General features: G+C 42.4%; 22 protein-coding genes and 1 tRNA gene. 12 read left to right on the plus strand and 11 right to left on the minus strand.

Annotated features, from left to right (window positions below; translation table 11 throughout):
* Window positions 1–30: 30 nt before the first annotated feature.
* Window positions 31–1,011, minus strand: a complete 981-nt coding sequence (locus tag NSMS1_RS29300) for a magnesium transporter CorA family protein (RefSeq protein WP_224088385.1) — start codon at window positions 1,009–1,011, stop codon at window positions 31–33.
* A 361-nt stretch (window positions 1,012–1,372) separates the two neighbouring features.
* On the opposite strand from NSMS1_RS29300, the gene NSMS1_RS29305 reads away from it, so the two are divergent.
* On the plus strand, window positions 1,373–2,302 hold the full coding sequence (locus NSMS1_RS29305) for a ferritin-like domain-containing protein (protein ID WP_224088394.1): 930 nt from the start codon (window positions 1,373–1,375) through the stop codon (window positions 2,300–2,302).
* Window positions 2,303–2,374: 72 nt separating this feature from the next.
* Here NSMS1_RS29305 and NSMS1_RS29310 read toward each other — a convergent pair whose 3' ends face one another.
* Both NSMS1_RS29310 and NSMS1_RS29315 read right to left on the minus strand, forming a co-directional pair.
* Complete coding sequence (locus tag NSMS1_RS29310) at window positions 2,375–2,587, minus strand: hypothetical protein (RefSeq protein WP_224088403.1); 213 nt, start codon at window positions 2,585–2,587, stop codon at window positions 2,375–2,377.
* A gap of 192 nt (window positions 2,588–2,779) precedes the next feature.
* Complete coding sequence (locus NSMS1_RS29315; protein WP_224088405.1) at window positions 2,780–3,271, minus strand: NifB/NifX family molybdenum-iron cluster-binding protein; 492 nt, start codon at window positions 3,269–3,271, stop codon at window positions 2,780–2,782.
* 530 nt (window positions 3,272–3,801) lie between these two features.
* Between NSMS1_RS29315 and psbV the strand changes: the two genes are divergently transcribed.
* The 4 genes from psbV to petJ all read left to right on the plus strand — a co-directional run bounded on the left by psbV (window position 3,802) and on the right by petJ (window position 6,326).
* Window positions 3,802–4,293 (plus strand): photosystem II cytochrome c-550, encoded by a 492-nt coding sequence (psbV, locus tag NSMS1_RS29320; protein ID WP_224088407.1) that lies wholly within the window; start codon window positions 3,802–3,804, stop codon window positions 4,291–4,293.
* 138 nt (window positions 4,294–4,431) lie between these two features.
* Window positions 4,432–4,923, plus strand: coding sequence for a photosystem II cytochrome PsbV2 (gene psbV2, locus NSMS1_RS29325; RefSeq protein WP_224088410.1), 492 nt, complete (start codon window positions 4,432–4,434; stop codon window positions 4,921–4,923).
* Between the two features lie 273 nt (window positions 4,924–5,196).
* On the plus strand, window positions 5,197–5,616 hold the full coding sequence (gene petE / locus NSMS1_RS29330) for a plastocyanin (protein WP_224088412.1): 420 nt from the start codon (window positions 5,197–5,199) through the stop codon (window positions 5,614–5,616).
* Window positions 5,617–5,960: 344 nt separating this feature from the next.
* Complete coding sequence (gene petJ, locus NSMS1_RS29335; protein ID WP_224088413.1) at window positions 5,961–6,326, plus strand: cytochrome c6 PetJ; 366 nt, start codon at window positions 5,961–5,963, stop codon at window positions 6,324–6,326.
* Between the two features lie 92 nt (window positions 6,327–6,418).
* Here the strand turns inward: petJ and NSMS1_RS29340 are convergent, their stop codons facing one another.
* Complete coding sequence (locus NSMS1_RS29340) at window positions 6,419–7,909, minus strand: hypothetical protein (RefSeq protein ID WP_224088416.1); 1,491 nt, start codon at window positions 7,907–7,909, stop codon at window positions 6,419–6,421.
* Between the two features lie 401 nt (window positions 7,910–8,310).
* On the opposite strand from NSMS1_RS29340, the gene NSMS1_RS29345 reads away from it, so the two are divergent.
* Window positions 8,311–9,003, plus strand: a complete 693-nt coding sequence (locus NSMS1_RS29345) for an esterase/lipase family protein (protein WP_224088426.1) — start codon at window positions 8,311–8,313, stop codon at window positions 9,001–9,003.
* 166 nt (window positions 9,004–9,169) lie between these two features.
* Window positions 9,170–9,811: a cytochrome b N-terminal domain-containing protein gene (locus tag NSMS1_RS29350; protein ID WP_224088428.1), complete on the plus strand. Its 642-nt coding sequence runs from the start codon at window positions 9,170–9,172 to the stop codon at window positions 9,809–9,811.
* Here NSMS1_RS29350 and NSMS1_RS29355 read toward each other — a convergent pair.
* Window positions 9,778–11,694, minus strand: a complete 1,917-nt coding sequence (locus tag NSMS1_RS29355) for a cation:proton antiporter (protein ID WP_224088437.1) — start codon at window positions 11,692–11,694, stop codon at window positions 9,778–9,780. The two genes, NSMS1_RS29350 and NSMS1_RS29355, sit on opposite strands and share 34 nt — an antisense overlap.
* Before the next feature lie 364 nt (window positions 11,695–12,058).
* Between NSMS1_RS29355 and NSMS1_RS29360 the strand changes: the two genes are divergently transcribed.
* Window positions 12,059–12,131: transfer RNA gene (locus NSMS1_RS29360), tRNA-Glu, on the plus strand.
* 90 nt (window positions 12,132–12,221) lie between these two features.
* Here the strand turns inward: NSMS1_RS29360 and NSMS1_RS29365 are convergent.
* Window positions 12,222–12,806, minus strand: a complete 585-nt coding sequence (locus NSMS1_RS29365) for an SRPBCC family protein (protein WP_224088439.1) — start codon at window positions 12,804–12,806, stop codon at window positions 12,222–12,224.
* A complete protein-coding gene (locus NSMS1_RS29370) occupies window positions 12,799–14,814 on the minus strand; it encodes a GAF domain-containing sensor histidine kinase (RefSeq protein WP_224088441.1) in 2,016 nt (671 codons plus the stop codon). Before NSMS1_RS29370 ends, NSMS1_RS29365 begins: the two co-directional genes overlap by 8 nt.
* Window positions 14,815–15,414: 600 nt before the next feature.
* On the opposite strand from NSMS1_RS29370, the gene NSMS1_RS35205 reads away from it, so the two are divergent.
* Complete coding sequence (locus tag NSMS1_RS35205; protein WP_263432547.1) at window positions 15,415–15,543, plus strand: hypothetical protein; 129 nt, start codon at window positions 15,415–15,417, stop codon at window positions 15,541–15,543.
* 148 nt (window positions 15,544–15,691) lie between these two features.
* Here NSMS1_RS35205 and NSMS1_RS29375 read toward each other — a convergent pair whose 3' ends face one another.
* On the minus strand, window positions 15,692–16,027 hold the full coding sequence (locus NSMS1_RS29375) for a ribbon-helix-helix domain-containing protein (protein ID WP_224088457.1): 336 nt from the start codon (window positions 16,025–16,027) through the stop codon (window positions 15,692–15,694).
* Between the two features lie 70 nt (window positions 16,028–16,097).
* Here NSMS1_RS29375 and NSMS1_RS29380 point away from each other — a divergent pair, with 70 nt between their 5' ends.
* From NSMS1_RS29380 to NSMS1_RS29390, 3 genes are all read left to right on the plus strand, one after another.
* Window positions 16,098–16,352, plus strand: coding sequence for a hypothetical protein (locus tag NSMS1_RS29380; protein ID WP_224088459.1), 255 nt, complete (start codon window positions 16,098–16,100; stop codon window positions 16,350–16,352).
* An 89-nt stretch (window positions 16,353–16,441) separates the two neighbouring features.
* Entirely contained in the window at window positions 16,442–16,960 is a 519-nt protein-coding gene (locus NSMS1_RS29385; protein WP_411908699.1) for an HNH endonuclease, read from the plus strand.
* Window positions 16,961–16,976: 16 nt separating this feature from the next.
* Window positions 16,977–17,366, plus strand: coding sequence for an alr0857 family protein (locus NSMS1_RS29390; protein ID WP_224088463.1), 390 nt, complete (start codon window positions 16,977–16,979; stop codon window positions 17,364–17,366).
* Between the two features lie 43 nt (window positions 17,367–17,409).
* Here NSMS1_RS29390 and NSMS1_RS29395 read toward each other — a convergent pair whose 3' ends face one another.
* The 3 genes from NSMS1_RS29395 to gyrA form a co-directional block, all read right to left on the minus strand.
* Entirely contained in the window at window positions 17,410–17,745 is a 336-nt protein-coding gene (locus NSMS1_RS29395; RefSeq protein WP_224088464.1) for a DUF4870 domain-containing protein, read from the minus strand.
* A gap of 175 nt (window positions 17,746–17,920) precedes the next feature.
* On the minus strand, window positions 17,921–19,516 hold the full coding sequence (lnt, locus tag NSMS1_RS29400) for an apolipoprotein N-acyltransferase (protein ID WP_224088466.1): 1,596 nt from the start codon (window positions 19,514–19,516) through the stop codon (window positions 17,921–17,923).
* Window positions 19,497–22,073, minus strand: a complete 2,577-nt coding sequence (gyrA, locus tag NSMS1_RS29405) for a DNA topoisomerase (ATP-hydrolyzing) subunit A (protein ID WP_224088468.1) — start codon at window positions 22,071–22,073, stop codon at window positions 19,497–19,499. The genes lnt and gyrA overlap by 20 nt, the downstream gene beginning before the upstream one ends.
* Window positions 22,074–22,079: the final 6 nt, after the last annotated feature.

Raw genomic sequence — 22,079 nt, forward strand, 5'->3', positions numbered from 1 at the left:
TCTAAAATCCAAAATTGTTTGACCTCACAGCTATAACCATCGCTGTTGTTTAGCAAACGTAATACTACCAAACACAATTAATAAGATAATCACAATCACAGCCGGATAAGCCCAAGGTTGTTCTAGTTCTGGCATATGTTGAAAATTCATTCCATAAAAACCAGTAATAAAAGTGATTGGTAAAAATATACTTGAAAGGATAGTTAAACGATTAATACGCTCACTAGTTTTACTAGCAATATTATCACGTTGAATTTCCATTAACTCTGACATCCAAGCTCTCAAAGCTTGATATTCTTGCCAGAGATTATCAACTTTATAAACTAATTCTTGATTAAATAATGCCTTTACTGGCTGACTAATCCATTGAAAATCTTCATAGTTCATCCGAGCTACAAGAGACTTGATATTTTGAAAATTACGCCGACCAGAACGAGTGGATTGCCTCATGGCAGCAATTTTATGATAAGTTGTCTCATCAGCAGAATTAGCTAAAACTTCATCTTCTAAATCATCTAGTTGTCGAGAAATATAATCAAATATAGTATGGTAATTATTCAGAATATCTTTAAAAATTAAATATAGGATGTAATCAACTCCCCATTCCTGAATATCTATAATTCGCTTTTGAATATTATTGATTAATATAGTTAAAACTTTTATTTCTATGATTTCAAACGTTATAATAAAGTTTCTACCCAATACAATACTGCCACGAGCCACTTGAAACTCTCGGTTTTTTATTTGATGAGTTAAAATTTCATAACCATCAAATAAACAATCTTCAATATCTTCATCAACTCCTATAATGGAACGGTTGAAAATCATATCGGTACGAGATGGATCGAGTTGAAAGTAGTTGACAATTTTGGCAGTTCCAGTGCGATCGCGGAAGTTAATACAGCGCAACCAAATATTATGAGAATTATCGATTCTCTTCAAAACCGTATCAACATCTTTACATGAGAATAATTCAAGGTGATTTTGAGAAAATGTTAAAAGAATTAGCATATATCGATTTTAAATAAGCTAGCTTATCTGATACCCAATAGCTCACACAGTAAATGATTTCCGTCAACGACAATTACACGACCATATCAAAAAATAGCGACAACATTTCACTAATCTCAAAATACTGGTTACAGCAACAACTCTATTGATAACTTCTGGTTTCACATTGCTGTCAAAATAGTATCTCATATATTAATTTTGTTACTTATTCGCCTTTTATTTAAGTCATATTAGGAATATATTTAGATTTGGGTTGTAGATGTATAGACGCGCACATCAGACAAAACTGCCGACTTCAACCGACTGACAAACTAAAGTGCGATCGCTTAGGCTATGAGGTATAAATCATAGTATAAAAATTATGCTTCATACCACCAGCTTACAGAGAGAAGCATCGACAGCACAAAACTACTCCCAGACTAACTATTGGCAAACAAAGCGTCGGCTTCGTTCCCTAATAGATAACTATCTTGCTACTGAAAAACTACATGACCGCCTGCAAGATTTACTGATACAATTTACTAATCCTCAAGCTCGTCCTTGGCAGCCTATTGATTGGCAAGCCATTAACCGCAATCAAATTATTGGTATAGAACCAGAAATATTTTTATCTATCTTAATAGGTGCAATGGACACAGAAGCACCCATTCGTGATTACACCCAAACCAGTCGCCAGTATTTAGAGAAATTACATCCGCAGATGGCGCGGTTTGTTGGTGGAATAGTTAGTAAAAATGACGAACTTCAAGAAATTGGTTTGTGGGAGAAAGAAGAACGTCAACACACACCCGCGTTAATCAAAATTTACACCCAACTAACGGGTGAAAAAATTACCCCCAAACACCGCGTTGTCAGAGGCTACCTACCTACAGATGATCCTCATGAAGACTTATATCGCCACGGCTTACACCGCGTAGCCACAGAATACAGTGCAACCTGCCTTTACCTGTGGCTAATGGCTCATACAACAGGCGCACTCCAAGAAGTTCTCGAAGAACTAACTAAAGACGAAATCAACCACATGACCAAATTTTGGGGCTTTGGAGTTTGGGCTTACCCCGATACTGGACTAATACGAGTAACAAACACTCTCATCAAAACCCGTTCCCAAACCTATCAACGCAACAACCTCATCCGTACCCTCCGCCGCATGATGGGTACACTCAATTGGAATGCTTGGACTTACACCAACAAAGCCACCTTACTATACACCTTCACCTACACTATGCACCGCCTCTGGAAATGGCACAATAGCCTCACCCCAGAGTATCTCAACAGTATCCTGGGTTAGTTCAGTACTTTCGCCACCAAAAATTAAGGGTTTTGGCAAGAGTATAGCGCAAAGTTTGAAAGTACTCATTTATTAACTAGAATACTTACCTGTTAATTTTCTAGTCATCAACAAAGCGATCACCAATATCACTTCAATGGGAATAAATGAAAATTTCAGGCTACAGCATAACCAAAAGAAACCTACCAATAGCAAAACTACTTGCCATAGTTGATTAGTCATTTTAAGGCTAATCGCTACAAAAAATATAGCTAATCCTAGAGTGATGAACGCAGTCAAGAGCATGATTGTCCTACCTAGAGTAATTGTTTAGTTGATGTATCCTATAACAGAGAGCTTTTATCTCTGTAACACTGTGTGTTGGTTCGCGTCTTAATTAATTAAAAGAAAAGCGTAGATGGAAAGTGAAGCGAAAAATCCCATCTACGTTTATCGATTTCTAACCAATATCAAGCACAAATAAAACCATTACAAAGATTATACAACAACTTCTTCCCGATCTTGTTGTAGAGCCTTACGTAACCAAGGTGGAGGATTATCTTTTAAAGTTTGTAAGAGCTTATTCAAAAGATAAGTAATATCCTCCTTGTCTGAACGGGGTTTAACTGGCATTACACCTTTTTTAATCAACTTAGCAGCAGCAGTACCACCGATTGAAGCTACATACACAATTGTACAGTCAGATAAAGCCGCTATCTTTTGAGCCACTTTATCATTACTTTCGCCATCTTTGGCTTTCGGTTTTACAGCTTCTTCCTTTTTCGCTTTTTTACAATCACTCTTCCCGTGTTTGCACCCACTTTCTTTTTGCGTTGTATCTTCAGTAGGCTGAGAAACTTCTTGATTAAAGGAGAGAGTTTCGAGAAATTCATAACCACTCTCTGAAATTTCATAAACATCAATTTCCTGCGCCCAGCCAAAGTGAGCATTGACATTTATCCTGTCACTTGTAGCGAATGCTATTTTCATGTCTATTTCCTTTGTTCATCAGTCACAACTAATTTCTGAAGCGTTCTTTTGCTCAATTGGCAATAATTTTTCCGCCCATAAACAACACTTGCCAATACCTTGATAAGTAGCTATACTCGCTATCCAGAATAAGCTACTTAAACTTAGCTCTTATTATTTATCTTAGGCTTAATTAATTAATTGTGGTGATTAGTCATTAGTCCATAGTCATTAGTCATTAGTTCTTCTCCTCTCCTCCCCCACTCCCTCATCTCCCTCATCTCCCCCACTCCCTACTCCCCACTCCCCAATATTTAGGCGACAAATTGCACTCCTAACATGATATTGGTATTACAGCGACTTTTATCTCTATATGTCAGTTAACAAACATTGTGTGGTGTACAAATCTAGTCATTGCCTCTGGCGGCTAGGTTTGCCATCGCAGAGATAGCCAACAAGCTACAGGGACGCTGTAGTAATAGTGTTGTCTCGATTGAGATTGAGTCTTGTTTAATTAGCTGTGTTGAGCGTCAAAAACTTTAAGGGGAAACATGTTTAGAAGACTTATTGGCGTTGTTGTGGCTACCTTTTTACTGACTTTTGGGTTGATTGTTGGTAGCGCAACGGCTGTGGAACTGGACGAAGCTACCCGGACATTACCACTAAATGCTGATGGTGAAACTATCACTCTCAGCCTTAAACAAGTAAAAGAAGGCAAACGTTTATTTCAATACGCTTGCGCTCAATGTCATGCTGGTGGTGTTACCAAAACTAACCAGAACGTGGGACTTGAACCAGAAGCTCTGGCATTAGCTACACCCAACCGTAACAATATTGAAGGTTTGGTGGACTATATGAAGAATCCCACTACCTATGACGGTGAAGAGGAAATTTCCGAATTACACCCCAGCATCAAGAGTGCAGATATTTTTACAGAGATGAGAAATCTGACCGATGATGACCTAAAAGCGATCGCTGGTCATATTCTCCTACAGCCAAAAATTCTTGGCGACAAGTGGGGCGGCGGTAAAATCTACTACTAAAGCCAGTAATCTTGTATAAGTGCTGAGTTCTGGGTGCTGAGACTATGGAATCTATTGATTATCTTATTTTCCAGAGTATACAGGACTCAGAACACAGCACTCAGGATTTTTCTGATTTATACAGTTGTTAGCTTCATCATGCTACGTCAATTTTTCGCTCGGTTGCTGATTTTACCTATTTGTTTGATGGTCTATTGCAGCAGTAATTTACAAGCTAACGCCGCCACGATAGACCCTTATATAGTTAGATACTTACATATCACTGAACCAATCACTCTGGATGTTGACGAACAAGGTAATCAGCGTTTATTCTCACCCCAAGAATTATCTTTAGGTAAAAAACTTTTCGAGAGTAACTGTATCAATTGCCATGTTGGTGGTGCGACCTTGCCAGATCCTCAAGTATCTCTATCTCTGGAAAAACTCCAGGCGGCTAGTCCTCGTCGAGATTTGCTTGATAATCTGGTAGCTTTCATGCGCCAACCCATGACCTACGACGGTACTCAAGAAACCTATTGGTGTCGTCAATTGTCTCCCAGTTCCGTATCACAACAACAAGTGGAAAGTTTAGCTGCTTTCGTGCTGACAGCCGCACAAAAAGCTCCAGGGTGGGGTACAGACAGTTTTTAATATTATTAATTCTTCCTGCAATTTAGCAAAACTAAGAAAAATTACATTAAGAAAAACTAAAATTTTTTAAAAAATTGTGTAAGATTATCATTTTTCCTGTAAAATCACAGCTTCACGAAATTAAGCGTTTATCAAGCGATCGCCCAATATTTTTGTTTGATTTATAGCTTGCAAAAAATTTTTTTTTCTGATCTACGACAGATTGTCATATTTGGTGTTGATTTTATTTAAAATGAAATAGGAAAAATAAAAACTACTGGTTAGGAGAACGTGATGAAATTTATTGCGGCAAGCTTGCGGCGCTTTAGTCTAGCTGTATTAACCGTTCTTTTAGTTGTTAGCAGCTTTGCTGTGTTTACACCCTCTGCTGCGGCAGAAACACACACAATCAAACTAGGTAGCGATAAAGGTCTGTTAGTATTTGAACCTGCAAAATTGACAATCAAGGCAGGCGACACAGTGGAATTTGTAAATAACAAAGTTCCTCCACATAATGTTGTGTTTGATGCTGCTCTCAACCCATCTAAGAGTGCTGATTTAGCTAAGTCTTTATCTCACAAACAGTTGTTAATGAGTCCTGGTCAAAATGTAACCACCACCTTTCCATCAGATGCACCCGCAGGCGACTACACTTTCTACTGTGAACCTCACCGTGGCGCTGGTATGATTGGTAAAATCACCGTTGCAGGCTAAAAATAACAGTAGGCATGAGGAAGTTTCCTAGCCTTCTGTTACCACTGTTTTATTGTCAACTGCTAGAAATTTCTTAGCTCTGTGCTAAGTCAAAAGCCAAACCCCATCATTAATAATGGTGACGAGTCCTATCCAGCCAAGAGTGACAAATGCCATGTAGCGAAGTCAGGAATGGACTTGTCACCGTAAATTTTGGGTAAATTGTCACCCCATCATCAATCATAGAAATTAAAGTATATACTCTCCATAGAGTCTTAATTTCCAGAATCGACTACCCATAGCGGTATAGATAATTCTGGTGTTTCTGGCATCAGTTCCTAGAGACTGATTGAGAGGAAAATGCTTTGAGAATAATTTTATTAATATTACTGTTGGCGATCGCTATATTTAAACTTATATTCACTAATCCAGCTTTAGCCGCCGAACTTCCCACAGGAGCAAAAATTTTTGATAACAACTGTGCTTCCTGCCATATAGGTGGCGGAAACATCCTTATAGCTGAAAAAACCCTCAAAAAAGAAGCATTATCAAAGTACCTAGAGAACTATGATACAAGTTCCATCCAGGCCATTATCCACCAGGTACAATACGGCAAAAATGCCATGCCTGCTTTTAAAGACAAGCTAACCAACGAAGAAATTCTAGAAGTTGCAGCCTACGTTTTTCAAAAAGCAGAGCAAGATTGGCCTACCCCTGAGAAAGAGGGGTAGGGGAGATGGGGGAGATATAACTTTCCCTACTTCCTACTCAGTACGCGCTAAACGCGCCGCCACCGCTAACAGCACTCCCCTCTCATCACTCCCTATTTTTCTTGAGAATCTTGCCTTTGCTGTTGTTGTCTAGCTGCACGCAACTTTTCTAGAAGTGTTTTACTAGAGTCTGTTGTTGAAGATAGCTCATTTGTGTTAGTTGCAGGCTCAGGTGAAACCTCAACATTTGGTGTTTGTGTAGGCTGAACTTTTCTTAGTGGTAGCTGTGTTGAGGGCTGAGGAGTAGTTTGTCTTAGCTGTAGTTGGGGTAAAGGTCTGGGGGTCGCTTCTCTCAGTTGTAGTTGGGGTAAAGGTTTAGGAGCATTTACACTTTGATTGCCATTGCCCAACTGAGTAGAAACTGGTTTAGGAGTTACTACGTTAGGAGTTTTTTCTTCCGTCGTCGCCCCCGTTACATTGCTGTTCCCTCGGATACTTAAGCTAAATGGATAACGGCTGATTTGCTTGTCTCCCTTGGGAGCATTTTTCGTGAAATATTCCCTTGTCTTTAATTGCAATTCAGGGGAAATCGTTTTGTCTTGGAATTTGATATCTAAAACTTTGCCTTCTGTATCAACTACCAAGAAACCTAAAACTGTACCCTCAACGCCGGGTTTATCTGTAGCAACTGTGCTACGAATAACCGCTTTCTCTTGAGAATTTGGGTATTCTTGCTGAAGCGCTTTACGTAGGTCTTCGTAGGAGTTAATCTTAGCAATCAGTCCTGATTCTGGTCTTTGCTGAGTATTTTCTAAAGGTAAATCAGGTGTCCTGAGTGTAGAGCCTTGCTGCCATTTAGGAACACTCTCACCAGCAAAAGCTAAATCATCTCCTACTTTGGGAGTTTGAGCGATAGGAGCTACTTCACTTTGTTCTGGAGCTACTGTAGCTGCATTATTAATATCGCTTACTGGTGGAGTTGTATTGCTGGGAAGATTTGGCGGTAAATCATTAGGAAGTTTTGCCGCATTTAATTCTGGTAACTTGTCTACAGGCAGAGGCTTAGATGCTTCTGGTATTACTTCCTGATTATTAAAACTAGGAGGAGTTGTTGGTGTTAATTTATCCCCATCGACCTTAAAAGAGTTATTAAATCGGAAATCCCTTCTACTCAATTGCCGCAGAGGCTGAGTTTGAGGTAAAGAAGCAATTCTATAATTTCCAGGTGTTGTGTAAACGGGTGGTAGTGCGATTGGTGGGGTTATTGGTGGAGGTAAAGGTGGTAAGGTGGTTGACTGAGCGTTTAGGTTAGGTAAATTACCCAGTTGTGGCTGTTGTGGAAACTGTGATTGTAGAGGCAGTTGTGCTTGGAAACCAACTGGATTTGGATTTTGGCTTTGTGGCAGACGGCTTTGGTCTGCTTGACTAAGTTGTAAAACGCCAACAGATTTTTGTGATGATTGATTAGATTTATTAGAATCTACTGGCATCAATGGCACAATCAACGCAATAGCACCGTGGATACCAAGAGAGGCTATTGCTGCTATCCCAGTTGGCTGGACTAATATTTCTGGTATATTTTTTAGCAGGGAGACGTAAGACATAACAGTTATCGTTCACTCAGCTCAGTTGCAATTGAATAGCAGAAAAAATTTTTATCTCGAATGCAATAAATGCGCCCTTTTAAAAATGATAGCGGTCTACGTAGCTACTTAACGGATGATAATCGTCTCTTTGTTAATTTTTTATGTTTGACCTCAACAATATTAAATTGCCAAGGGATCTGCACAATCCGAGTTTACACATAAAGTAGTTACCTACTAGAGCCATCGCATCCATCTAAATGTATATACTTGGCAGAAGATACCCTAGCCGATAGTTTTTTATTTCTGATAAATTTTTGGCAAGCCGCGATATATTACTACATATAATTTCTGGAAAGTGTAGCCTGCTTTGCTTTAACTCTTTTTTCCCACTACTCAAACACCAGAAATTCTCGCTCAAAATGCCATTACCTACCATTATCATCCCTGGATATCTAGAAAGTGCGATCGCCTATCAGCAACTAGCAGCATTATTAGCAAAATCAGGCTTTCCCACAATTACAGTACCTCTAAGACGGCGGGACTGGTTTCCCTTAATTGGTGGTAGAACCGTCGCGCCCATTATACAGCAACTCAACCACACCGTCAAACAAGCTTTACAAGAACATAACGCTACTCAAGTTAACTTAATTGGTCACTCTGCCGGCGGTTGGATTTCGCGTATCTATCTTGGTGAAAAGCCTTATCCAGCAACGGGTAAGCTACAATCTCTCTGGAATGCCCATTCATCAGTTGCCACTCTCATTACCTTGGGTACACCCCACATCAGCCAAGAACGCTGGACACGCTGGAATCTTGATTTTGTCAACAACAACTACCCCGGAGCCTTTTACAAAAATGTGCGTTACGTTTGCGTAGCGGGGAAAACCATCTATGGTGAAAGGCGGCGCGGTAGTTGGTTAGCTTACAGCAGTTATCAGCAAACTTGCGGCATAGGTAATACTTGGGGCGACGGTATCACACCAATTACATCAGCTCATCTAGCAGGCGCAGAGAATTTAACTATTGAGGGTGTCAAACATTCCCCCAGAAGCCCCGGTATTTGGTACGGTTCACCAGAAGCTTTGAAAAACTGGGTGGAGTATTTAAGTTGAGGAACTGAGGAGTGAAGGAGCAGGGGAGAAAAACTAATGACTATGGACTAATGACTAATGCCTTTAAAAAACTAAATTATTTTTATGAGAAATACAAATATATTAATATTTCTTAAGTTAAAATTTAATAAAAGTACATACTAGCAAACGATAGGAGGGGTGAAATATGCAAACCACCCAGTTTGATAGGATTTTGCGGCGAATCGCCACGGTATTATCGGTTGTAATTCTTTCCCTGTGTCTGATTTATATATCTACAGGAATCTTATTATCGTTTTATTACGAACCAACAGCAGGCGGGGCGTATAGATCACTGAGAATGATCGATAACGAAGTAGCCTATGGTTGGTTGTTCCATCGGGCGCATGATATTTCTGGTAATTTCATGATTGCGATCGCTTTAGTGCAGATTGTCGTCATGTTCTTAGGACGGCAATTCCGTAACAGTTGGCTAACTGCTTGGATAAGTGGAATTTTCTTCACCTTGAGCGCGATCGGTCTAGATTGGACGGCGATGATTTTAGACTGGACTCAAGAAGGATATTGGCGGTTTAATATCGAATTGGGCAATATCGAAGCGATTCCCCTTGTTGGTACACTCTTGAGAGAAATCATTACAGGCGGTGGGGCTATTAGCAGTCTGACAGTTCTGCACCTCTACACACTGCACAATTATCTAATTTCCATTGCAGCCGTAATTTTTGCCGTGGTACATTTAGCGGCTTTATTGTGGCAAGAACGGCAAATGTATGCAGAAGTAACAGAAGAACCCATTCAACTGAGAGAAGCATCGCTAGTAGAAAGTTGAGGCACTTTTGTTAAAGGTACTTCTTCCACCTCTGGTAACTTTTCCAGAACCAGAGGTGTAGACTGACTAGCACCCGATAAGCGTTTTAATAGATTCGGTCTGGAATCATGTAGCAGGTAAATAATGCGATCGCCTACTTCCCACTCCTGATTTGCTGGGATAATCTGTAAGCGTTCTTCCCTTTCTACTAACAACGGAACCAAAACCCCATTCCGAATCTTGTCTTGAATATGCTCCTGCTGACTAGCAAAGTCAGATTCACTCAGAGTAGTCGTCCCTAACTTCACCCGGCCATCATTGAGATATTCATTCCAAGTCTTGATTTGCAAGTCAGAAACAAAAGCTTGGCTTACTTTATGATTAGCTGAACCATTTGCCGGATCGCGAGGAAACACAGCTAACACACGCGGCGGGTTAAATTCCTCAGCAGCCCTTTGCGCCAAGACAAAATTTACCTCACCATTACTAGTCATCGCTACAAAGGTTCCCATCGAGCCTAGTCCCGCCTCATCCAATACTTCACCATCCAAAGCACTGCTAGCAATCACTCGGATATTTTGCGCTTCAGCTTGGGCTAGACAGTCGGGATCAGTATCAATTAGGACGACATTTTCACCCCGTTCCTGAAAGAATCGAGCAATCAACAGACTCAAAGGATTACAACCCACAATCACCGCACCTGTTGCCTGCTCAGAAGTGATCCCTAAGAACTTTGCCACCCAACCAGCCGTTAGTCCTTGGCAAACCACCGTCATGATGATTGTCAGGAAAACTAGAGCCTTGATAGAATCGCCACCATTAATCCCACGTTGAGTTAGCAAAATCGCAAACAAAGACGCAACCGAGGCAGATACAATCCCTCTAGGCGCAACCCAGCTTAAAAATAACTTCTGCCGCCAGTTTAAGTTACTCTTCCAAGTGCAACACAGGATATTAACTGGACGAACAACGAACATTAACACCAAAACAGTAAATAAGCTACCCCAACCCAAAGCCAGCACACTGGCAATAGATAAATCAGCAGCTAACAGGATGAAGAGAACAGAAACGCTGAGAATCGTTAGTTGTCCTTTGAAACTGCGTAAAGAACGTTCCTCTGGGACTGAGGAGTTGGCAAATACCGCTCCTGCAACCACCGTTGTCATCACACCCGATTCACTACGAATCATTTGCGCCAGAGTAAACAAACTCCATAGCACCGCCAACACCACCAAGTTTTTCAACTCCGTTGACAGAACATTGGCGCGTTTGAAAATTAAACTCATGAAATAGCCACCAGCCGCACCAATCGCCCCACCAATCCCCAAACGCATCACTAGACCGACAATGGCGTTTACGGGGTCTGCATCGCCGTTAACGATGGTATCTAGCACCACGAAGGCTAAAATAGCCCCCACTGGGTCAATAAGAACGCCCTCACCTTCTAGGAGCGTCGCCACTTGCCGATCTACCTTAATTTGCTTGAGTAGGGGGCCGACTACCGTAGGCCCTGTGACCACAACGATAGAAGCATAGAGAAAAGCAATATTCCAAGGAAACTCACCCAACCAGTGAGCCGCCATACTGCCGCCAATGAGGGTGATAAGCGTTCCCAAGGTAACGAGTAATTGCAGGCTGAGGGAAACCTTACCCAATTCCCGTAAATCTAAATTTAATCCACCCTCAAACAGAATAATTGCCGTTGCTAGAGCAACAATCACTTCCAACCCTGTGCCAAGCACTTGGGGATGTAACAAACCCACCCCATCCCCACCCAGTAGAATGCCCAACAACAGCAATATGACGATGCTGGGTAAACGCAAGTAAGCCGCCAATACCTGAGCGCCAATGCCTGCAAAAACAGCGATCGCCATCTGTAGGGTGACTTCAAATGATGCTTCCATGTTTAAGATTTTGAGCGATTTCTTTCAAAATCATTTGTAAAGGAAAGTAAATACTATCTTTACAGGTTACAACATTAGACAGTTTGTGCCTTGTTAAATTTAGACCTTTTTTCATACTTAGTTGTTCGCATTACTACAGTTGTAACATTAGTCATTAGTCCATAGTCCATAGTCATTAGTGACAAGGGGCATAGTAGTAAACTACTCCCTCCTGCCTCCTGCCCCCTGCCCTTTATCTTCGCCCGTTCTTCTGCTGTTATCTGTCTCACTCCTGCCACCTGCCACCTGCCTCCAAAAAATTATTTTCTAAACCTATTGACATCACCTGAAAAACCCGTTAAATTATAAAAGGTCTGAGGTTGATGCCCCCATCGTCTAGAGGCCTAGGACACCTCCCTTTCACGGAGGTAACGGGGATTCGAATTCCCCTGGGGGTACTAAAAACTAAATACAACAAATACAATCTAACTAAGTGTAAACACTTAATCTAAATCCTTCAGATGAACTTCTGAAGGATTTTAAACTTATTAGAGATTTTGGTTAGCTAAGTGTTCTACTCTTTGGTAGATTGCTAGCAGATTAGACCTTAGATCATTACTCAGACGACGCTCAATAATTGTAATGGGCATAGTCAGCTTAGGCCAAACTTGAATGGTGTAGCAGAGTTCTGTGCCAATTGAATTACCAAGAGTATACGGCTGTAAACACCAATTACCAGAAAAGCCTTTAAAGTCGCCCTCTACCATTTGGAAATTTATTTCTTTGGGGAAATACTCTTCCAAATCCAAAACCACACGAGCGCAAAAGTTGAAATTGAGTAGACGCTGAGAACCAACTTGTTCAAGTCGAATACCGCCTTGGGGATGCTCTAGAAGACGACTTTTAGCAAGATTGGGGATAAAGTCAGCCAAGGCTTCATAATTCGTCAGTACCTTCCAGACTTGCTCTACTGGCTGAGGAATCTGTACTCTAGCTGTAATTTGCCGTTGGCGGTCGGCGATTTTCTCAACTTGGACTTCTACAGAGGGTAAATTATCCGCGTTTGCAAGTAATTCACCATCTAAATCGAGGTTAAGTTCCAAGTCTTCTTCGGTGTTGTATTGTTTAGTCACTGTCAGAATATGGTGTGCTTTCGTCAGAAAACTGGGGCAAGGTCAGGGTAAAGCAAATTTCGCTGAGTTGAGAATTGGGAATAGGGTTACTCTCAACCGCGATCGCCCCATTTAAGTGCTGCACTAAGGACTTAACCAAAGCCAGTCCTAAGCCAGTCCCTGGAGTCCAGCGACCTCCTCGACCACGACGGAACCTATCAAATATATAGGTCGCCTCTTCTTCGGAGATGCCACGCCCTATATTTGTCACTTTAATCATAACTTGATCAACAAGCTGATCAACTTGATGACTGGCGTGTAAGTGAATGATGGTATCACGCTCTGAGTATGTATAGGCGTTATTTAATAACTCTTGGAGGATGCGGTCAAAACTTTCTAATTCTGTTTGCAGTTTTAAAGGTTCTTTTGGTATATCTAACTTGATACTTAAGCCCTTACCTGCGAGTTTTTTAGTTAAAGAAGTACTTAAGTTTTTAATTCTGGTGTTTAAATCAATATTTTCTACCTGTGGCGGTTCTTGCTCAGACTCTAACTTTTGTAGAGTTAACAAGTCATTAATTAAATTGATTTCCTTAGCACATTCATTTTCCAGAATTTCTAAGTATTTCACTTGACGTTCTGGCGGGATTCCCGGTAGACGCAAGTTTTTGATGGACATCATCATATTCGTCAGGGGATAACGCAAGCGATCGCTGATGTTGCTCATAAACTCGTCTTTGAGCTGATTGAGTTCACGTAGTTGATCTACGTGTTGCCGCATTTTTTCGTGCAGTCTTGATTGCAACTCCAAGCTACTTTGGAGTTTCGCTGTGCGATCGTCTACTAAGGTCTGGACTTGGCGCAGGGTTTTTGATTGAATAATTGCATTGCTCACTTGAGCGCAGACCATTTCCACCAAATTCAACTCGGCTTGTTGCCAATTACGCGCTACAGACTGCTGTAAGACTAAAAAGCCTAATATTTTACCTTGGTTTTCCAAAGGCATTAACAGCACGGCTGGCAGTTCTTTAATGGCAAACAATGGAGCAGCACTGGTATTATCCTGTAGGTCTGTGTAGTCATTGATAATGACTGGTTTACCCGCATCTAGGAACACCTTTTGACATAACCCACAGTCAGACAGGGAAAAAGAACTAGAGATAGATTCTGTTTGAGTAGTCTTGTCCCTGCGCCATTCACTGACTACATCAGCTTTGGCTTGAGGAACTTGTTTTTTAACAGGAGTTCTAAATAATGGATCTGTATATTTCAGCAGAATCAACAAACCGCGATCCGCTTGTAAGCACTCAGCAGTAGATGCTATGGCTAGTTGGAGCATTTGATTCAACTCCAAATTGCTACGACTTAATATAGTTAATTGTTTAATTAAGCTTTGATGTTGATTACTTTTTTGCAGGTATTGCTGCTGAGAGGAAATTAACTGCGCTTGCTGTACTTGAGAGAAGGCGATCGCACAGGATGTTTCAACTGCCTTGAGAATATGTTTTTCTGACTCATGCCAATCATGAGCCTCAAACTTAATCAAAGCAATTACGCCATTATTTTTGCCACCAAAGCGCGTAGGAATTGCCAAAACTGCCTTGATTGGTAATGGCAAGTGTTGACATCCAATCGCCAAACTATTACGGATAATAGAAATCTCATCGATATTACGTGGTTCTACTGCACATTGCAAAACCGGTAATTCCATCAGGAATCGTTCTGTCGAGAACATCTCATCAGGAAGGGGCATTCCTAAAAATTCGTCAGAACACCAGTTAGCTGTTGTTTGGGTTGATTCTTCATCAGTTACTGTCACCAAACAGCAACAATCTGCATCTGTGGCAACCCCCACTAACTGGGCAATTTCTCGTAACATCATCGCCGTTGCTGGATAAGTGGCAACGATGTAGTTAATCTTTTGTGCTAATTCGTGGGCTGTTTCCTGATGTTGCATCAGTTTAACTGGGTAGGGTTGTCGCTCTTGTCCATCGGGGTACTTTGGCGGCAATAATAAACGCTTTTTCATTTCTAATATGCTCTGAGATTGTTACCCCATTTTTTTATGCACCCAACTTCTTGGCATATTATTCACCTTGAGTTATGTTGCTGCACCTGATGGATGGGAGATTTGTGAGGGAATTTTCTCTCATCTGTTATAGCCCCTTTCTATAGCAGATGATCAATTTATCCGTAAACTAAACGAATTTATACATAATCATGACAACCTGTAAGTATTACTGAATGTCTGATCAAGTTACTATTTGGTTTCTTGTCCAGTCCAAGTGGATGGCATGGACACAGGATATCTTGTTTATAACTATACATAAACCGTAATTTCTCTAGATTAAAACCCATACCATCATTTTGATTAACCGCATTAGTACTGTGGTGACTCAAATCACAATTTAAAGATAGTTGGCAAAATTCTAGCCATAATAACTTTATTGTTGATTTTTCAGAAACACAGACTCAGGCTCTAATTCTCCGCTTAAACACAAATACTTGTAAGCTTATCAAGAAAATTATAAGAAAAATTTATATATTATTTATGAGATTCTATATAGTTTTTCTTTTATCACACCAATAGCGCCGCTATGTCAAGCTAAGTGTGGAGGAGGTAAGGACGATGTGGTTCTCTTTCCCTCCGGGACGCTACGCAAACGTAGAGAAAGGCTACGAGGGAGTTTCAACTTCGCTCAACTCCCGCACAGTCGAAATTCAACTCCCACGCAGTCGAGAAGTAACCCACCCCTAACCCCTAAGAGCAGGGAAACAGGAAGTAGTGGAAGAAAAACTATGGACTGTTGACTAATAACTAAGGACTAATGACTAATGACCAACCATAAAAATGCAGCCTAATTACTCATGGGAGCAACTAGGCTGCATTGAGCGGAAATATAAGTTTAATCGGCTAAACTCTCTACACAGAGCGGAACCATATCGCCATTTCTGGTTAATCCTAATAACATGGGTTGTTGGGGTTGTATGAGTTGACCTGTAAGTACACACCGTTCCTCTTGTTGAGCTGTGGCGGCTATACTGGCTCGAATATCGGCTTTGGAAAATCTCGGTTTCCATTCGCCTGATTTCTGCTGCACATAATTCCACAGGATATCGCGGATCAGTGCTTGATATCCCTGATTGCCAGCTATTTCTTTGAGTTTTTCTTTTAGTTCTCGCTCTAGACGGATGCTGGTAACTTCCATATCGGTTGTTGGGGTGCGAGCGATTGTGTGCATGACTTTTTCTCCTAAAAGTATAGACAGGATAGTAATACAAGTGTAGTATGTTTAAAGAAATGTTCAATAGGTGAAATTTTCTGTGATATCCATTTACCCCATCTCTATCTCTACTTCCTTGCCTGCAACCAACTGCCGATTTAGTTGGGAATCAGGCTCTTTGGGAGTGGAGTATTTATTTATGGGCAATGGTAGCCGCGAACGCAGGCAAATCGCAGAGGGAAATCATGACTATATTTATGTCAGCATTGATGGGCTGAATGCTAAACCACAACTAGATACCAGAAGCGGGAGGTACAGACAGAGATATGCTGTACCAAAATAAGACCAAAAATCACGGTCTATTTCTCACCCCCGCTTCACCCAAACCAGAAGCGGGGGTTTTTTATTAAGGAGTGATCTGTGGCTATCACAATGCCAGTATTAGAGCAATCTGTGGTGGTATTTTCGCAAAATTACTTACCACTATGTCGGGTCAATATTAAAAGAGCGATCGCCCTGTTACTAACAAACAAGGCCGAACCATTAGTAGGTTATACAGGAAATGGGTGGCGAATTCATTCACCCAACTTGATTCTTGATGTTCCCAAACATATTCGCTTGAAGATAGCTTCTATTGAAAGGACATGGAAAGTTCCGCCTGTGAATCGGCGGGAAATTTTGCGACGAGATCATCACACTTGCCAATATTGCGGTAGCAAAAAGCGGCTGACTTTAGATCACGTAATTCCCCGTTCTAGGGGTGGTTCCCACAGTTGGGACAACGTGGTTGCAGCTTGTGAGCGATGTAACTCGCGGAAGGGCGATCGCACCCCAGTAGAAGCTGGTATGCAGTTGCGTACTCAGCCAAAAGCACCAATTCACCCAGCCGTGGCTTTTGGATTGAATGAAGGCGCTCAGTTTTGGAAAGATGTGCAAGCAAACCTGGAATAACAGGAGAGCATAAGGAATGCTGAAATTAACTTACACTGAAGACAGCTTTTATATGGAATGTCTCACCCTGTCCTTAGAGGAATGGGTGGCGCAACGAGTAATTTTTTCACTAAGAGTAGGTTATAGTCTGTGTGTACAACCTAGCACTGCCACCTTTTTGCTCCCCGTAGATTTACCAGGAGTAGAAGCATTGAAGACACAAGCTAGACGCGCTGATGACGGAATTATTGATTTAGCTACTTGTGATGCTGAGTATTTGGAAGTCACCTTGCGGGGTTCTTGGTTGTCAAATGGTTCTGAGGGGGCTGATGGTGTGTTTGTGACCACGATGAGCGATCGCACCGAGTTCTTTGTGCATAAACTCTGGCAAGAAGCCCAATCTTGTGCTTCTGTGATGAGTGAATAAAAGTAGTGCTAAGTGCTGAGTAATAATCTTGACTCAGCACTCATTAAACTAAGCGGAAAATAAAGGGGTAGCGATAGGGTAAATCCGGCTCATTAAGGATTTTGATAATGGCAATGATCGGTAGGATAAAACTGACTATTCCTAAAGCGATGAGTAATAAAATACCAATGCCAACTAAAACTAATAGTGCAGAAATAACCCCGTAGATGTAAAGATTTATGTGAAAGTTGAGTGATTCTCTGGCATTCTCTTTGACTACGGGGTCTTCATTGAGTAGCAAAATTGCAATGGGTATGCCAATAGAGACTATTGTAGAACTGAAAAATATCGCTCCATGACTGAGAGCGGATAATAATTTACGTTGCTCAAAGCTAATCATAGTTTAACCCTCTGATAACAACTCAAAATTAAGTATCTGTAGGGCGTTGCCTACTGTGACATGCTTTTAGTGGTCAGCACCCTACGTATATTTCACTAGATTTTGGGCGGGCAAGATGCCCACCCCAGAAGATAGATAGTTTAAATCCTCACACCTTAATGATAGTTTTCCAGTATTAATTACGAATTACGAATTTTCCCAAAACACTTAACCCCAACAACAAAGGTGTAAACCAATCACCCCAACGCACGTATAAAGTTTTTGTCTGGCGACGGTAGATAGTTTCTGCATGGGTTTCATAGGTGTTATATCCAGATATCCATAAGGTTTTGCCGTGGGGATCAACAAAGGCTGAATATCCTGTATTAGTTGCCCTGGCTGACCATCTATCATTCTCAATTGCCCGCATAATATCTTGGGCGTGATGTTGGAATGGCATAGGCGCACTGTAATGGGCATCGTTAGAAGAACTGAGGATAAATTGTCCACCCGCAGCAGTTTGACGGCGGAATACTTCAGGAAAGGCTGATTCGTAACAAATGCCTACAATTGCCCGTCCAAATGGTGTGTCAAAAATTTGATTGGGTAAGCCATGAACTTGATGTTCGTCTAGGGGTGATAAACGCTGAATTAAACCACCAATAATTTCTTCAAAGGGGATATATTCGCCTAAAGGTACTAATTTGGATTTATCGTAGCGGCTGGTAATTTCACCTTTGTTATTAACGGTGAATAGGCTGTTAGTGTAGCTACGTCCTCGTTCTCCAAAAGCACCTACCCACACAACTTTACCCTTTTCTCTGACTGCTGCTAATAGAGGAGTTGTAGGTAAGTCACGTTGGAAGAATGGTAATGCGCCTTCTGGGGTGAGAACTGCATCCACACCTTGATTTACTAGGGTTAAGTAACCTTCTGTGTACCCGGTAATAGCGCGTTGCAATCCTTGCGGAAGGAGTTTAATTTTGTTGGGAATATTGCCCTGAACAATACCTACTTTTATGGCTGTGTCTGGAGGTTGGGCGATGGGGGCGTTATATAAATAAAAGCCTATGAGATGTAGGGTAATTAATAATACTATGGCAGTTGCTAAATATTTACTTAACACCTCATGTTTGCGATTTATCCAGCCTTCAGCAATTAAGCCATTAACACTGACAATTGTGGCTGTAACAAGATTAGGACCGGAGAGTTGCCCCAAATGTAAAATTACGAGGTTGTGTGGTGATTGGGTGTATGCTAAAGAACTCCACCACAAAGACCCAGCACTCCACAGGCTTTCTAAGGCGCACCAGATTGCTGTAGCAATGAGGATGCGTAACCAAGATTTTTGTTCAGCAAGACGAGTTAAGCAAGCTGCCCAAATAGCAACCAGTACTCCTCCGTAGAGGCTGACGAATGACCAGCAAAAGGTCGTAATTGCCAAACTCGGCCACCAAGGCACACCCAACCAATCCATAGGATGGATGCCAGTAATCCAAAATAGGGCTACGCCGTGGTAGCCGATACCCCAGGCTAGGCCGAGTAGGGGAGGTGTGGTTCGGCTACGCTCACCAACCGGGGGAGATGAGGGAGATGGGGGGGAGTGGGATTTCTTTTTGCGTTTGGCAGAGACTACTAATACCCATAGGGGAATTAGGGCAATCCAAGCTAGAAACCAAGCGTTGAAAGGGGCTACGGTTAGCCCCATCAATACGCCGCTAGTTAAGGAAATTAGGAGAGGGAAGAGGGAGATTAGCCTCTCTCCCTGCTGTTTATTCAACTTCTGCGGCATCACCTGTATCGGGGGGAACGATGGCTACTCCGGTAATAGCATCATCTTCATCCAGGCGTTGGACTCTGACACCAGTAGCCGATCGCGATTGGATGGAAATGGCATTGACGGCTTGACGAATAATAATCCCACGATTTGTTACCATCATGATTTCGTTATCGTTGTTGACGATACCGAGAGTGGCTAGTTGGTCTTTGGTTTTGCGGTTCTTAAATTTGGTCGCCATCAAACCTTGTCCGGCACGATTTTGTAATCGGAATTGACCGACGGGAACGCGCTTGCCATATCCTCCCATTGTGATGACTAATACCCAAGGGCCGACGCTGGCGTTTTCTGGTACTTCTGCGGTTTCTTCGGCAATTTCGATATCTTCGGTTTCGATATCTTCGACTTCTTCTGTATTGAGGGTATCCAGAATTGCTGCGGGTAGAATATCCATCCCTACAAGTTCATCACCTGGTTTTAGTTTCATAGATTTCACCCCACGGGTTGCCCTACCTAGAGGACGCAGTTGTTCGTGGTTACATCTAAAGTGAATCGCCATACCTAAGCGAGAACCTACTATAACGCTGTCCTCGACTCTGGCGCGACGTACCCACCGCAGTTGATCGCCTTCTTCTAGGGAGATGGCGATTAAGCCGTTGGCGCGGATATTACTAAAGGCTGCTAATTCTGTTTTCTTGATGTTGCCGCCTTTGGTGAGCATGACGAGATATTCGTCACTGCTAAACTCATCTACGGGGACAATTGAGGTGATTTTTTCTTCTTTGGGAATGGGGAGGAGTTGGACGATGGGTGTACCGCGACTGGTGCGGGAACCGACGGGGATTTGATAGGCTTTGAGACAGTAGACGACACCGCGATCGCTAAAAAATAGTACGCTGTCATGGTCGCAACAAGTCAAGAAATGCTCTACAGTATCATCATCTTTAACTTTGGCGGCGGCTTTACCTCTGGTAGCACGGCTTTGGGCTTCAAAGGTATTGACGGGCATCCGCTTGATGTAGCCTTGTTCTGTTAAGAGAATGATCGCTTTTTCGTTGGCGATGAGGTCGCGATCATCGATTTCTCCTTCGGCGTGGGTGATGACTGTACGTCGGGGTGTGGCGAAGCGGGTTTTGATGTCGGTGATTTCGGTTTCGATGATTTCGAGGATACGTTCACGCTTTGCCAAAATATCTTGTAAGTCGGCAATTTGTGATTGTAAGTCCTCGTGTTCTTGCCGGATTTTGTCTGCTTCTAAGGCTGTTAACCGTCGCAACTGCATCTGCAAAATCGCATCGGCTTGGACTTCAGAAAGCATATAGGTGGTGATTAACTCACCTTTGGCTGTGGGTGTATCAGAAGCACCGCGAATTAATTGGATAATTGCATCCAAATGGGATAGGGCAATTAACAAGCCTTGCAGGAGATGATCCCGTTCTTCGGCTTTCCGCAGTTCGTAGCGGGTACGTCTGGTAATTGACTCGATGCGGAAGTCGAGGAAGACTTCGAGGAATTGCTTGAGGGTGAGGATTTGCGGTTCACCGTTCACCAACGCCAGCATATTTGCCCCAAAGTTGGCTTGTATGGGGGTTTGCTTGTAGAGGTTGTTGAGAACTACGCGGGGGTAAGCGTCGCGCTTGAGTTCGATAACGATTCTCATGCCGTCGCGATCGCTTTCATCTCGGATGTCTGCAATCCCTTCTATCCGCTTATCGTTTACCAACTCGGCTATTTTCTCAATCAACGCCGCTTTGTTGGTTTGATATGGTAATTCGGTAACAACAATAGCTTCTCTATCTGGTCTTCCCCGATGTTCGATGGTTTCTATGTTGGCAACACCGCGCATGGTGATAGAACCGCGTCCGGTGGTGTAGGCTTCCTTAATCGCCCCCATTCCCAGGATTTGCGCCCCTGTAGGGAAGTCTGGGCCTGGTATGTACTGCATTAACTGGAGGTCGGTGATTTCTGGGTTGTGAATGACTGCGACTAACCCATCAATCAATTCTCCCAAGTTATGGGGCGGGATGTTGGTAGCCATACCTACGGCGATCCCCGAAGAACCATTCAGGAGTAACTGGGGGATGCGGGATGGTAAAACTGTGGGTTCTTGTTGGGAACCATCGAAGTTATCGGCAAAATCTACGGTTTCCGATTCGATGTCTTGCAGTAAGGCGGCGCTGGTTAAGGCTTGCAAGCGACATTCTGTATAACGCATCGCCGCCGGGGGGTCGTTGTCTACAGAACCAAAGTTACCATGTCCGTTAATGAGGGGCGATCGCATGGAAAAATCCTGCGCCATCCGCACCAAGGCATCATACACGGCTGTATCGCCGTGGGGGTGATATTTACCCAACACTTCCCCCACTACACGGGCGCATTTTCTAAATGGGCGATCGTGCATTAACCCTAACTCGTGCATGGCGTAGAGGATGCGACGATGCACAGGTTTTAGACCATCCCTGGCATCTGGTAGCGCCCTACCCACTATCACACTCATGGCGTATTCCAGATAAGACCGGGACATTTCGTTCCGCAGATCCGTCGGGATAATCCTCTCCTGTGAGGTTGTCATAGCCTA

This window comes from Nostoc sp. MS1, from assembly GCF_019976755.1.
In the GTDB taxonomy this organism is placed as follows: domain Bacteria; phylum Cyanobacteriota; class Cyanobacteriia; order Cyanobacteriales; family Nostocaceae; genus Trichormus.